At 54.6% G+C, this 13,682-nt stretch carries 15 protein-coding genes; 7 read left to right on the forward strand and 8 right to left on the reverse strand.

Annotated elements, in window-relative coordinates; all coding sequences use genetic code 11:
* Positions 1 to 52: 52 nt before the first annotated feature.
* The 6 genes from ACEN83_RS08455 to ACEN83_RS08480 all read right to left on the reverse strand — a co-directional run bounded on the left by ACEN83_RS08455 (position 53) and on the right by ACEN83_RS08480 (position 5,602).
* Positions 53 to 1,042, reverse strand: a complete 990-nt coding sequence (locus ACEN83_RS08455) for a hypothetical protein (protein ID WP_495579979.1) — start codon at positions 1,040 to 1,042, stop codon at positions 53 to 55.
* Between the two features lie 5 nt (positions 1,043 to 1,047).
* Positions 1,048 to 2,232, reverse strand: a complete 1,185-nt coding sequence (locus tag ACEN83_RS08460) for a hypothetical protein (protein ID WP_495579980.1) — start codon at positions 2,230 to 2,232, stop codon at positions 1,048 to 1,050.
* Positions 2,233 to 2,919: 687 nt separating this feature from the next.
* Positions 2,920 to 3,252 (reverse strand): XRE family transcriptional regulator, encoded by a 333-nt coding sequence (locus ACEN83_RS08465; protein WP_495579981.1) that lies wholly within the window; start codon positions 3,250 to 3,252, stop codon positions 2,920 to 2,922.
* A gap of 49 nt (positions 3,253 to 3,301) precedes the next feature.
* A complete protein-coding gene (locus ACEN83_RS08470) occupies positions 3,302 to 3,466 on the reverse strand; it encodes a hypothetical protein (protein WP_495579982.1) in 165 nt (54 codons plus the stop codon).
* Positions 3,467 to 3,585: 119 nt separating this feature from the next.
* Positions 3,586 to 3,780, reverse strand: coding sequence for a hypothetical protein (locus ACEN83_RS08475; protein ID WP_008048542.1), 195 nt, complete (start codon positions 3,778 to 3,780; stop codon positions 3,586 to 3,588).
* A 1,237-nt stretch (positions 3,781 to 5,017) separates the two neighbouring features.
* Entirely contained in the window at positions 5,018 to 5,602 is a 585-nt protein-coding gene (locus tag ACEN83_RS08480; RefSeq protein ID WP_495579983.1) for a hypothetical protein, read from the reverse strand.
* Between the two features lie 309 nt (positions 5,603 to 5,911).
* On the opposite strand from ACEN83_RS08480, the gene ACEN83_RS08485 reads away from it, so the two are divergent.
* From ACEN83_RS08485 to ACEN83_RS08510, 6 genes are all read left to right on the forward strand, one after another.
* Positions 5,912 to 6,232: a YbjQ family protein gene (locus ACEN83_RS08485; RefSeq protein WP_007971919.1), complete on the forward strand. Its 321-nt coding sequence runs from the start codon at positions 5,912 to 5,914 to the stop codon at positions 6,230 to 6,232.
* A 144-nt stretch (positions 6,233 to 6,376) separates the two neighbouring features.
* Complete coding sequence (locus ACEN83_RS08490; protein ID WP_033047548.1) at positions 6,377 to 6,565, forward strand: hypothetical protein; 189 nt, start codon at positions 6,377 to 6,379, stop codon at positions 6,563 to 6,565.
* Between the two features lie 311 nt (positions 6,566 to 6,876).
* On the forward strand, positions 6,877 to 7,245 hold the full coding sequence (locus tag ACEN83_RS08495; protein ID WP_218481518.1) for a bacteriocin: 369 nt from the start codon (positions 6,877 to 6,879) through the stop codon (positions 7,243 to 7,245).
* A 112-nt stretch (positions 7,246 to 7,357) separates the two neighbouring features.
* Positions 7,358 to 7,825: a hypothetical protein gene (locus ACEN83_RS08500; RefSeq protein WP_495579984.1), complete on the forward strand. Its 468-nt coding sequence runs from the start codon at positions 7,358 to 7,360 to the stop codon at positions 7,823 to 7,825.
* Positions 7,826 to 7,841: 16 nt separating this feature from the next.
* Entirely contained in the window at positions 7,842 to 8,024 is a 183-nt protein-coding gene (locus ACEN83_RS08505; protein ID WP_429392770.1) for a hypothetical protein, read from the forward strand.
* Between the two features lie 107 nt (positions 8,025 to 8,131).
* Positions 8,132 to 8,365, forward strand: coding sequence for a hypothetical protein (locus ACEN83_RS08510; RefSeq protein ID WP_495579985.1), 234 nt, complete (start codon positions 8,132 to 8,134; stop codon positions 8,363 to 8,365).
* Here ACEN83_RS08510 and ACEN83_RS08515 read toward each other — a convergent pair.
* A complete protein-coding gene (locus ACEN83_RS08515; RefSeq protein ID WP_495579986.1) occupies positions 8,346 to 11,576 on the reverse strand; it encodes an RHS repeat-associated core domain-containing protein in 3,231 nt (1,076 codons plus the stop codon). The genes ACEN83_RS08510 and ACEN83_RS08515 overlap by 20 nt on opposite strands.
* A gap of 247 nt (positions 11,577 to 11,823) precedes the next feature.
* Between ACEN83_RS08515 and ACEN83_RS08520 the strand changes: the two genes are divergently transcribed.
* Positions 11,824 to 12,519 (forward strand): HAD-IA family hydrolase, encoded by a 696-nt coding sequence (locus ACEN83_RS08520; protein ID WP_495579987.1) that lies wholly within the window; start codon positions 11,824 to 11,826, stop codon positions 12,517 to 12,519.
* A 54-nt stretch (positions 12,520 to 12,573) separates the two neighbouring features.
* Here the strand turns inward: ACEN83_RS08520 and ACEN83_RS08525 are convergent, their stop codons facing one another.
* Positions 12,574 to 13,320 (reverse strand): 3-oxoacyl-ACP reductase family protein, encoded by a 747-nt coding sequence (locus ACEN83_RS08525; protein ID WP_495579988.1) that lies wholly within the window; start codon positions 13,318 to 13,320, stop codon positions 12,574 to 12,576.
* Positions 13,321 to 13,682: the final 362 nt, after the last annotated feature.

Raw genomic sequence — 13,682 nt, forward strand, 5'->3', positions numbered from 1 at the left:
AAAGGAGGTCCACTCTGTGTTGTGTTGTGCTGTGCTGAGCCGACTCGACCAGTCAGGTTACACCTCCAAAGTAATTCTCTTCGATCTCGACTCTCATCCCCTCGACCGAATGAAGATACCGCAATACATGAAATACTTCATCTTCAAGATATGAAGCCAAGTAAGAAAGATTGTCTCCAATGTTAAATCTATAATAGCTATGTACAAGTGTGTTTCTGATGTCATAAAGCATGCTTGACTTCATCGTAGTGGCGTAATAGCCAACATCCTTTACATCTTCGAATATTAGTTTGGCCACAGCAGCTAAGCTAGCATCGTTTTCCTCGCGCTGCATTTCGGCATACAATAATCCAATAAGTTTGCTTTCAGATGAATACTCATCGATTCGCTTTCTTATAATTCCAAGATGACTCCGCTTTATCTTAAGTTCATTGACTTTCTTGTAAAATACGAATTCCATCGCGAGTTCGTATATTTGATAGAAAAACATGAATCTCGCATAGCCATTTTTCTCCGAAGGCAAAACTTCGCCTAACAATACTTTGAAAAAGCCTGCCGCGAGATCACCGTTGAAGCATTTCTGAATAACAATTTTCGGAGTAACCGGTAGTTTGAAGTCTACGCCTGCGAGTGAGCTGTTTTCGTAAAATGGGTAAATTCCATATAATAAAAACGCTAGGGCCAACTCACCGTCACAATGGATTGCGACACTGTCTAAAAGGCGTCTACTGTAAATCAATACATAGATACTTTCGGGAAAAGTTTGGCCTTTTAGCGTCTTCAGCGCTTCGTATACGTGCTTTCTGAAATACTTGTTCTCGTACTCTTCATGCTCCGAAGATATTATAGAGAGTACAGGTATCAGCCATCCAATACGAACCTCTCTAGGATTAGCTGGTATAAAAACCTGTGCAATCTCTTTCTCGTCCGGCACAGATTTCGTATAGAGTCTCACTCCATATTCTACCTGCACTTCAGGAATTGGGTCTTCAAGATAAGCTTGCGGCACGTTCGCATCCGACAACTCGATCAAATCATCCATGATAATCAGACCTCTGCAATAGCACGATTTCTCGCCTTCTCCAAAGACTCGGGAACATTTAGATAAGAGTTGCCGTCGCGGTCTAGCAGATATTTAAAGAATAGCTTGAAGTAAATCCGCTGGCCGTTACCAATCTTTTTTGACTTTTCACGAATGTCATCCAAATACTTATTTAGCTGAAGCAAATCACTCTCACCAAAAACCAATCGTGGAATTAGATCATCGATGTCATTCAGACCTGCGATTACCCCTGAACCCATCAATTCCGCTATCGCAGCACCGAAACCAGTTAGTGGCTGGCTTTTGTTAAAGATCTTGTAAACTTCGCGTCCAAAGGGATTGGCATTAGTACGCAAATCTTCATCTACATCGTCCGGATAGCGCCAACCCGCAAACTGATTATCAAATGCTAGCGATAACGCGCGATAAGAACTTACAAAATCTGTGAACTCTATTTTCTCGGCGCTTTCATCAGAAATAAATTTTATGGTTCTAACTGTTTGAAGTATATCGAACCTGTCAATCGGTAGCTCGTTTCGCTCTAAAAATGAGGTATAACCTTCAATCAAATCAGCGAATCGATAAGAATCGATTGTTCTAACGGCAGCCTCGTCAACTTCTCGCAAAATCGTTACGCCATCTACTCCGCCTTCTGCATACTTAGAAAACAAAATTTCCAACTGATGGCGTAATGTCATCGGGGTCTGGCCGGTATTCAGAGTCAGCATTCTGTATAGGATGCCAGTGTCACTGATAGAAAGATAAGCTTCGACTCTGATCATATACTTATCAACAAGCTCATCGAAGTAATTTCGATTGTTGTTATATACATCAATGATCGAAAGAGACCGTTGCAAGCCATCTAAAATCTTGAGGTTGCCAAAATCATCTAGAACCTCTTCTAGAAGTTCATCGTTTGTGCTTCCGGGTCTCAACGTAGAAGTAGACGCCAGGACAATAGGAGGGATTATGCACTCCTTGAGAATATCTTCCTTCAAAAGATTATAAATGCTGCCACTTTTACTTACCCTGTTACGCTGGTAAGGGTTGTTGCTTATGATATTGCCAGCCAACTCAGCATAGCTGCCAATATCAATTACAAACTGAATATTTCGAGAGTTTACCTTTTTATCCAACAGCACGCACGTAATTGATCTCATAATTCCCCCCTGACCTTGTGTTACTTCCATGTCTCGCCTAAAGACAGAAAGCTTAAACGACGCTCTATGCGCAGCAATCGAGCAGCCGTAAGGATTTAGAACAAAAATCTCAGCATGTCAACAGGAATGCCACTTGAATCAACCTAAAAATGTCATGAATGAACCAAGGTGAGCTCAATTTATTGATTGCAAAGCATCGTTTTCAGTGAATTTGTCACTTTTTCTCATATTTACATGAATGCAGCTGAGAATAACTAGGATGACTTCGTTTGGTTTTATTTCTTAACTGGAAATCTGATCTTGAGTCATCAGCGTAAAGACACTTTTTTTCAATCTCCTCACGCCTGTACGTACCGCCCACCAATCATATTAATAGGTGTGTCGGACTAAATAAGCACAATTAGCATTGTGCTAGGGGTCATGCTGACAATATTCGAGCAGACGGCGCCATCCCGGTGGACGGCGGGGAGAATTTAAACTTCGGTCAAAGTGTTAGCGGATAACGAATGAAGTTTGCTAAAACAATAGAGAATAAGATCATGGCTCTCTATTCTTGCATTGCAAAATTACTTGGCGAATTTATTTGGTCCGTAGCTGCTTGGAAGCATGGAACGAAAGATGAATGACAGCTTGTGGCCATTCTCTGCCGATCATGATTACAACGTGTGCTGATCAAATTTGATGCAATCTCTGGTCAGGTCGAACGCAACCGGCTGGTCATGTGGAGTGCAATTTCGCAGTAGCTTGCGCTTCAGCCAAAGCCGGCGGGCCGGCTGGTAGTGGCCCCAGCTCGACGTCGGCCCCCTGCGCGCGCATGGTGGCCACAACACGGGCCAATTCGTCTTCACTCAGCGTCAGCAAAGCCGCCATGTAGAAATGCATGTGCATCCCCATCACGCGGTCCTCAGTGCGGCCGGTGTACTTGCGCCACTGCGACCCTTTCCCCAACCCGGCCAGATCCGCCATCTGTGGACTGGTGAACCCCAGTTCGATTTTCAGGCGCGCCAAATCTTCCGCCGTGGGCGGTCCATAGTGTTGAATTCGTTTCATTGAAAGTCCGAAAGCCCCAACACATTGGGGCATAACTGGAGAAGGTCGGTTACAGGTGCGAGATATAGGTGTAAGCCATGAACACCACACCGGCGCAGGCGGCACCGATGAAGAACGGCACGAAGCCGTAGGTGGGCTTCTTGCTCAGGAGCTTGTCCAGGGCGGCAATCTCATCGGCCATCGGCTTGATCGGCGTCTTGTGGCTGTGGTTCATCGTTCATCCTCGTAAGGGGTTGGCAGGCGCGCCTATCGCGGCCCTTTTGGGTAATTTGGACTGATTCCCGGTAAAGCTCAAGGCCGAGAGGGTTGGCCCCGATGTTCGGGGCCGGTGACTCAGGGTTTGTTTAGCAGGTTGATCAGGGAAACTACCGCGGTAATCAGGGCCGCTCCAACCAGTAGCGGGTAAAACATTCCTTCCCGTCTCAACTTCTGTTCTTCGGCGATTAGCTTGCGGGTCTCTGCTACTAACTTCCGATTTTCTAACTGGAGCTTATCCAGTTCGAGGTAGGCTTTTTCATCTAGGTCCATCTGGCTTCCTTGGTTTGGGCGGCGCCTTCTGCGTCCCCCTTGGAAGCTATATTGACCCTTTAGGGGTCACTTAGAAAGGTCGTGTTGTGCCAACATTTCCACTTTTTACGTGACTGCACTGGCTGCTGCTGGCGCTAGGGCAGCGCACGCCCCCCATGTGCCTTCTCTTCACTCGAAAAACTCTTGCGCGAAGAAAGCGCAGGCAAGGAACGCACTTTTCCCCCTCCCGCCGACGGGCTTTTCGTCCCTTTTTTGTGCAAAGGCGGGTGGGGGGGCAAATGATGGCTCCGCCCAGGCCCGCTGCGGGGGCTGCGGGCTGTTTTGCAATTGCACGAAGTGCAAGGTTTTGCAAAGAAGTGCAGCAGCCTTGCACAGAGGCATGGGGCCGTCGCGTTTTGATCAGCGGAGTGAGGCGCCCGAATTACAGGGGCTACGGCTTTTAAAACCAGCCGCATGCGGAGTTTTCGTTTTCGGAATGGTTTTACATCAGGTGCGAATCATTGACCGCCCAACCCAATAGCAAAACAGCTGTGAGGTCCGGTCCGTGAGGCTTTCCGGCGTTTTGCGGTATTGCACGGCATCACCAGGGATTGGCTGGCATTCAGTACCAATTCAGACGCTGTAAAAAAACGCCAAAACGGATGATGCATGGATACTTTTCAGACGATGGGTGGGAAAAGGGTAATTTTAGTAAGCGAGGAACAAAAACGGGCTGGAGCCCTTATAGAACCTGACTTTCACCCATTACCTCAAAGGGTAATATAAGGTAAGAGGAAGGGTAATATTTTGTTCAACCCCCTATTTTACTGGGCTTGGTAGCAGATGGGCATTACTGGCACTGAAAGTAATTTTATAACCATTTACTTACCTTGTTATTACCTCTATAGAAACATATCAACTATCTGGTTTTATTGGCTTGAATCTGGTTTTTGATAGCGCATTACCAAAATTACCTTTTTCCCATGGCTCAACATAAAACGCGAAAAACGCCTGTCGCGGCCGTGTTCTGCAACCTTTTGCATTTAACCTCTGGGACCACGCTGGGACAGATCCTACGCACTCTGCCAGGCTGCAACCCTTGTAAACCGGGGGGAAAGGCTCCGAAAGTCGCTCACGGGTAGTTTCGAATCTCTCCTTCACCGCCACATTCTGAAAACCCCCGCAAGCTTATGGTTTGCGGGGGTTTTTCTTTTTCAGTTGTGCCAATCAATACATCCCGCCACTTACCGAGTCTCCACTACGTCAGCTCAAACCGCTCTTGCGCATAATCCTTACCTGCCAGGGTAAGTTCAAAAATGGTGGCGCCGAACGTACCCCGAGTCACTTTTTGATTCACAAGACGTTTAGCCTGGAGTTGCTTCAGACCCTCTTCAACTTCCAGCTTGCTGAGTGAGACCAGCTTGCAAATCGAGTCCAGGTTTGCAACTTTTCTGAAGTTTGCGTGATAGGCCAACGCTTCCATCAGTAGCGTTTGGTTATCTGTCAGCTGTGGAAACTGTGGGTTGTTCTTTTTGTAAATTTTTCGCTCTATCTCATGTAGCTCACTGTAGGCTCCGTCGTTGCTGCGGTAGTAGTAAATCACTAAGGTCAGTGTGCTGACGAACGCCCCGATAATCATCAGCAGCGACCAGTTCGGCATTGGCGTTTCCAGTTGAAGCCAGCTCCATGTGCGTAGCAGCCAGCCCTTGATCTCTGCCAGCAACGTCAGCTCGAAGTAAGTGTCGAGCAGCTTTGTGGCAATGATCAGGGCAATAAGGAAGCCTGCAGCCGAGTAGGCCAGAGCCTTGCAAGTGAATGGGGAATGATTACCTTCTGCCGCCATGCTGATGGTCTCCAGCGCAGGGAACCGATGTTTCAGCATAGCAGCAGGGCACTCTGGCATTGGCCGCGCAAGCAGTGAACAGGGTGAGCTGGCTGTTAGACTGTCTGGATTCTTCGAATTCTTCGAATGGAATCGACATCATGCTCCATCCTCCGCAAGTGTTCGTGTTGCCGTCAGGTTCAAAGCGACTGTGACGATAGTCATCGTCCGTTACGCATCACACCCGGTGGACAGCAACTCGGCGAATGATCCCGTGACTTTGCCGGCGTTTGATGCGCTGGCCGAATATCTGAACAGGAATAAACAGCAATGATCACCACCACAACCCACTCCATTGAAGGCCGGCAAATTACCGCCTACCTGGACATCGTCAGCGCCGAGTCAGTGCAAGGGATCAACGTTGTTCGTGACGTGTTTGCCGGGATGCGCGACTTTTTCGGCGGGCGCTCCCAGACGCTGGAGCGAGCGTTGAAGGAAGCACGCATTCAGGCCACCGATGAGATCAAGGAGCGGGCACGGGCGCTTCAGGCGGACGCGGTGGTGGGCCTTGACTATGAGATCAGCATGCCGGCCGGCAAGGGCGGGATGGTCGTCGTGTTTGTGACCGGGACAGCGGTCAAGTTGCGATGAGGGATCGCAGCCATTCGTCGGTCACATGAAAATTCGAACGGAAAGTCCATTAGTGACCGGCTAGTCTGAAAAACCTTGGCGGTCGATATTTTTCAGGCAAAGGGCTTGCCGGTGTCGACCGCGCTCTTTGAAAGGGGTGAAGAGATGGCTGATCCGTATATCGAGGACGATGGCGCAGAATTTCCGATCAACAACTGCGTACAGTGTGGCCAGACCCAGTATGTGGCCAGTTTCGGCGAAGACCAGACAGAGGTCGACAAGATCAAGACCAGGGCGTGCCGGGTCCTGAAGGGCAAGTTCCTGCCCAAGGTGACAGCACCGGTCAGGAAGTAGGCGAACACAGGCAGACCCCGTCATTGAACGGGGTTTTTCATGTCTGGAAGGGGTTCATGACGAGTTTTTTAAAGTGGAGCTCTTTCACAAACTTTTCACAGCACCCTACGTAGTCTCGACTCATCCGTTAGAAAGCAACACCTGGCCCGTTTCCCCAGCGGGCTTTTTTTTGCCCGTCGTAAAACCTTTTTCAAAATTGCTGTCCAACCGTCGCCAATCGCGAAGTTGGACCGGCGTGCTGGACTCTATCCGCGCAAAAGCATTCAATCTCGCCTCCTTTTTGTGTACCCCTATTTTTTGAGGTTTTTGTCATGCGTTTAACACTGCCTGCTCTGGTTCTGGGGCTTCTGGTTGCTCAAGGTGCAATGGCGGGTGACGGTACTGCCGCGCTGGGTGGTGGCTTGGGCGGCGCATTGGGTAACGTCGTCGGCCAGAAAATGGGCGGCAGCACTGGCGCAGTGATCGGTGCGGGCGTTGCTGGCGCGGCGGGCAGCGCAGTTGCCGCCAAAAAAGGTCATCGCACCAGCGCTGCCATCGGTGGCGGTGTCGGCGCAGCCGGTGGTTCGGTGATCGGTAAAAGCCTGGGTGGCAGTTCCGGTGCCACCATCGGCGCCGGCCTGGGCGGTGCATTGGGCGGCGGCGTTGGCAGCAACCTGGCCAACGGTCACAAGCGTCATTGATGCTGATCCCGATGTGAAAAAGCCCGGCTTGATGCCGGGCTTTTTCATGTATGAACGATTCCCGCCGCAACGGCTCAAATCTTCCATACCCCTGAAGAATGCGAGGCGTGCCATGAACCCGAAGACCGACGGCAAACAGAACGCAAGCCCGATGACTCGACGATTGATGTTGCCTGCGATTGTTTTTGGATTGCTGCTCTCCCAGGTGGCGCTGGCAGGCGGTAATGGAGATGCCGCGGTGGGCGGTGGTCTTGGTGGGGTGCTGGGCAACGTGGTCGGTGGCCAGGTGGGTGGCAGTACTGGCGCAGCGATTGGTGCGGGTGTCGGCGGAGCGGCCGGCAGTGCTGTTGCCGCGCCCAAGCACAATCGCACCGAAGCGGCGGTAGGCGGTGGATTGGGCGCAGCGGGCGGATCGGTGCTCGGCAACAGTCTTGGCGGTTCCACCGGATCGGCCATCGGTGCCGGTCTTGGTGGTGCCGCCGGCGGTGCGGTCGGCAATGATCTGGGGGATGGCAGTGGCCATTCCCATTCCGGTGGCGGACATAAACACTCGAACAAGCACCACAAAAAGCATCACTGATTGAGTGAGGCACACCATGACTCTGGAATCCGAAGGCACGGAAGACAAAGACCCAAGCGCACAGCCATCCATCAACGATCCCGGCAATGAAGATCCGGGATCATTGATGGATGATGCGACGGTGCCACTTAACGATGCTGATGACGCAGGCGATGTGGGAAATATCGAGTTTGATGATGAGGAAGAGGACGAAGACTGATTGAGTCCTGTTGCCGAATCAACCGATCGTCTACCGGGTCGAACGCGTCCATCGCGCAGTCCTCGATATGTCATGACCTGTGCTTGAGGTCAGATGAGAGGTGCGATATGAACACTGATCCAAAGGCCTTCGACGATGATGAAACGCCGGAGTATCCGCTGCCGTCACCTACCGACTCCTTGAGCCGCGACCAACGACCGCCGGACGACGAGGCCGGCGTGGAGCAAGTGCCGAGCGACGAGAGCGACGAGAATGTCGAGAATGTCGAGGCAGATCCGCACGATCGGCGCGATGCAGATACCGATGGCTCGGCAGAGCCGGCTACTTCGAAGCGGCGGTGAGGGCATCCGGGGCTTGAATGCTTCCTGAGCGAATCGATCCGAGGGGGTCGCCCGATCCCAGCGGATCCACCCACCCCGTCGGGTTGCGCGTGTACCGATACGGGTTCAACCCACCGCCCGGCCTGAGCGGATCCGGCGTCAGAAAACGACCGAAATCCGGATGGTAATAGCGATGCCGGTTGTAGTGCAGGCCACTCTCAGCGTCGAAGTATTGCGCCTGAAACCTTAAGGGTTGTTCGAGCCGTTCGCGGCTCGACTCGCGGAGTTTGCCGTGGGCGCTGTATTGGGCCGACCAGACAATCGCACCGCCGTGGCCGGTCAGTTCCTGCGGGGTGCCGAGGTGGTCGAGTTGAAAGTAGTACGGGCAGGCGTGTGCCCGGCCTTTGCCGTCGAGCAGCGCCAGCGGGCGGAAGCTACCGGGTTCACTGCGTTCACTGCGTTCACTGCTTTCGTAGATGTAGCTGCGGTAGTGCCGGGGGCCGCTTTCGGCGATCAGCCGGTCGTCTTGCCAGAAGTAATGCGTGGTGTAGCCGTCAACAATTTTATGGATGCGCCGGCCGAAAGCATCGTAGCGATAACTGACACTTTTACCGTCCGGGGAACTGACGCCGATCAGGCGGTGCTGGCTGTCGTAGGTGTATTCGGTGACCTGGGGCGGCAGGCCGCGGCGTTCGCGGATCAGATTGCCGAAGGCGTCGTAGTCGTAGTAGCTGCCGTCATTGCCACTGCCACTGCGCTGCAGGCGGTAGCCCTGAAACACACATGGGCCGGGACGCCCGTGGATCAGCAGGTTACCGGCCGGGTCGTGGGTGAAGTGCTCTGCGCACTGGTCGCGGGCGTGACGTACGCCGGTCAGGCGGTCGAGTGCATCGTATTGATAGCGGCGTGAACCGTGGCGGCTGTCGGTAATCTTCAAGAGGTTGCCCTTGGCGCTGTAGGCATACTCGCGGCGGTACTGCGGCCGTTGTTTTTGGCTGATGACATGGGCCTGCAAGCGGCCTTGGGCGTCGTAGGCGTATTCGCTGAGCAGAAGGCCCTGTTGGCGCTGCTGTTCGCGCCCGCCGACAAAACGATGGCGGGTCAGGGGTGTGCCGTTGAGGTCGATGGCCGTGAGGGCGCCTCCCTTGGCGTGGTGGTAGACGAGGATACAGGCGTCCGGCAGGCGCAGGCACTTGAGCCGACCGCAGACGTCGTAGTCGTAACGCAGGGTGCCCCAGCCCTGACGCTCGGTGATCAATCGGTCCTGAAGGTCGTATTCGAACTGCAACGGAGAATCCTGGCCGTCATCGACGCTGACCAGTCGCCCGAGCGTGTCGTAGCGGTACTCGACCCGGACCCCATCCGGCAAGGTTTTGACCCGTAACCGCCCGGCGCTGTCACGCTGATAGCCGGTAACCCGTTGCGAACCATCCTCGCCAAACTCGGTTTTCTCCAGCAATTGGCCATTGAGGTCGTAGCTGTAAGTGGTACGACGCCCATCGAAGGCGGTTTCCTGTCGGATCAATCCTCCCGGCGTGTAGTCCAGGCGGTAAGTGTCGCCCACCTCGTTTTCGATCTCGGTCAGCAGCAATTGCGCATGGTCGTAGCGGTACTTCAGCGCGCTGCCGTCGGGGTTGATTCGACGGCTGATCACATGCAGGTCGTCGGCATATTCGTAACGGGTTACCCGTCCCAGTTCGTCGGTCTCGGCGGTGACCCGGCCGTAGGCGTTGTAGCGCCAGGCACGGCAGGCACCCATGGGCAGCGTGGTCCGGCTCAGTCGACCGACGGCATCCCACTCATAACGGGTGATGGCACCGTGTTCGTCCTGCCCGGTAATCCGCCGCCCCAGCGCATCGTAGGAAAACATGCGCTGGGAGCCATCGGGCAAGGTTTCTTCCAGCAACTGTCCCAGGACGTTCCAGGCAAACCGGTGAATGCTCCGGTCTGGAAGCCGGATCGTCAGCAAGCGTCCCAGCGAGTCGTAGGAATAGTGGGTGATCTGTCCATCGGGATCGGTGACGGTAGTGATGTCTCCCTGGGCATTGCGCTGGTAGCTCCACGTCGCCCGACCTCGGGTGCGGGCGTGCAGGAAACCGTGGCGATACTTGTAGGACGTGGGCGCCTCATCCGGCGCATGCAGCGCGATCAGTCGCCCGGCTTCGTCATAATGGTATTGGGTGACGGCGCCGAGGGCGTCCTGCTCGAAGATCAATCGGCCCAGATTGTCGTAGGCCTTGTGCTGCTCGCCGCCGTCCAGCCCGATGTGGCGCACCAATCGCGCGTATGGGTCATGAACGTAAACCTCCTGGCTGCCGTCGGCGTTGTTCACCGTCACGGTGCCTTGATCGTCCCAGACGTAACGCGCCTCCATCTGCGCAAACGAGGCCCAATGATGGATGCAGCGGGCGGTCTTGCCGGAGCGTTCCCACGCCCAGAAGACACTCGCGCCGCCCGCCAGTTGCCGTTGCAGGATCACGTGCTGCTCGTCGTAGTCATAACGCTCGCTGTCACCCACGGCGTTGGTCACCTCGACCAGACGCTGGCGGGCGTCGTAGCGATAACTGGCCAGTGTCTGTTCGGTGCGCCAGGTGTGCGCCTCGGGCCCGCAGCGCTGAAACACCTGATAGTCGACGGCCACCAGATGCTTGAGGTCATAACGCAACAGCAAGGCACGGTCGGCGCCGTTGTCCAGGCGCTGAATCCGCTCAAGGCCGTCTCGCTGCACCGTCAAGCGGTTGTCGTAGGCGTCGCTGATCGCGGTCAGTCGGCCATCGCGGAAATGAAAGAAACGCGCCGCGTCGCCGGCCTGGGCGAGGATCAGTTCGCCCGGTTCTTCGCCGAGGTAAATCGCCGCCCGCGACAGTCTGTTACGGACCATCGGGCGCGCCGTCGTCGGCCATGGAAATGCCGTGCGTCGGTTTTCGGCGTCGATCCACAGCACCTGCTCGCCGTGGAATTCCAGATGCTGGCACAGCGAGTGGCGCCAGCCGAAACCGAGCCCGCTGTCGAGTTCGACGGCACGGGTGCGATAGAAACGGGTGAAGTCGAACGGCAAGATCCCGTCGAGGGTGCCGTCCGTGAGGGTCAGTGATACTTCACCGGTGACCATCGAAACCGGGCCGTTTTGGGGGGCGGTGCGCTCGATGCTATTGATACTGGCGGCGAACCTGTGCGCCTGTATCAGGGGGCCGCTGGCGGGACATGCCAATACCTTTTGGGGATCGAACATCTGCAGACTTTCGCTTGGCGGAATGTAGGACGTGAGACTCTGCGGAGGATCTTCAAGGAAATAAGTCGGGAAAGTTGGCGTTTGATGTAGGGCAAATCGCTAAATCACGAGAGCCATTCGGTGTGGATCGGGATTTCATCGTTGCTCTGAGGCAGCCGCGCTCGTTATGCTGCTGAATCCTTTAATCCATTCGGGGGCGGGCCTCACCTGCGCCGCCCGGGATGCCTTGGAAAACGGATCAGATGCGATGAATGCACCGCTCAAGACATTCGGCCCGATCAAGGCCGTGATTTTCGATATGGACGGCTTGCTGCTGGACACAGAGGGCATCTACACCGAAGTCACGTCCATCATTGCCGCGCGTTACGGCCGAACGTTCGACTGGAGCATCAAGCAGAACATCATTGGCCGGGGCGCTGGGGATCTGGCGCGCTATGTGGTTGAAGCGCTCGACCTGCCGATTACCGCCGAAGAGTTTCTGGTGATCCGCGAGCCGCTGATGCGCGAACGTTTTCCTACAGCGCAAGCAATGCCTGGCGCACAGGAACTGGTACGGCATCTGAAGGCAAACAACATTCCCATTGCAGTCGGTACCAGTTCTTCGAGCCAGTCATTCGGTCAGAAAACCACCCTGCACCGCGACTGGTTCACCCTGTTCGACTTCATCGTCACCGCCGATGATCCCGAAGTGGCGGCGGCCAAACCGGCACCGGATATCTTCCTGACGGCAGCGCGGCGTCTGGGCGTCGCGCCCGAGGATTGCCTGGTGTTCGAGGATTCGCCCTTTGGTGTCACCGCGGCGAAAGCGGCGGGGATGACGGCGATTGCGATTCCGGATGCGGCAATGGCCGACGCCCGGTACGCACACGCCGATGGCATTCTTCGTACGTTGAAGGCGTTCGAGCCGGGCGCCTTTGGTTTGCCTGTGCTTGAGTGGGCCTGACAACAAATAATGTGGGAGCGGGCTTGCTCCCACATTTGCTATGCGCTCAACGCATCAGGCGCCGAAGCCACCGTCGATGGTCAGGCTGGCGCCGGTGATGTAGCCGGCTTCCGGGCTGACGAGGTAGGCGACGAAGCTGGCGATCTCTTCGGCCTTGCCGTACCGGCCCACGGCCATCAACGGGATCAGGCTTTCCGCAAAGTCACCGTGGGCCGGGTTCATGTCGGTGTCGACCGGACCCGGTTGCACGTTGTTGATGGTGATGCCTTGCGGGCCGAGGTCACGGGCCAGGCCTTTGGTCAGCCCGACCAGTGCCGACTTGCTCATGGCGTACGGGCCGCCACCGGCAAAGGGCATGCGATCGGCGTTGGTGCTGCCGATGTTGATGATGCGACCGCCTTCGGTCATGTGCCGGGCGGCGGCCTGGGTGGCGATGAACACGCTGCGTACGTTGATGGCCAGGGTCTGGTCAAAGTCTTCGAGTTTGAACTCGGCCAGCGGTGCGACGGCCAGTACGCCTGCATTGTTGACCAGGATATCCAGGCGACCGAAGGCTTCTACCGTGGCGGATACAGCGCCGCGGATCGCGTCGGCGTCGGCGCTGTCGGCCTTGATGGCCAGGGCCTTGCCGCCCTTGGCGGTGATGCTGTGTTGCAACTCTTCAGCCTTGGCTGTCGAGCTGACATAAGTGAAGGCAACGGTCGCGCCTTCAGCGGCCAGGCGCTTGACGATGGCTGCACCGATACCGCGGGAACCACCTTGAATCAATGCCACTTTGCCGCTGAGGTTCTGAGTAGTCATGTCGATCTCCAAGTCCCGAGGCGAGATGTCCCGGTTGATGGAGCCTAGTATCAGTTCTGGATCACGTGTCGTCTTCCTTGCTCGATAAAAAATAAAATCGCTGTGTGCTCAATCAATAGCTTAGGCAACGTAGGTCATAAAAGAATGTGGTGATGTTGCATCAAACATTAAAAAACTAATGATAAAATCATGAGAAAATAAAATTCACGACTGCAGCGATCCGTCCTCAATTTACTGCGGATCTCGCTCAAAGAGGAATTGGTTGCCTGTTGTACTTAAGTCACAGTGTTCGTGAATGAAAGACAAGAGCTGCTGAGGAATTGAATTTTCGGTAAATTTGCGCAAAATTAGGGGGGAGACGC

The sequence above is a fragment of the Pseudomonas sp. Pseusp49 genome (assembly GCF_059491875.1).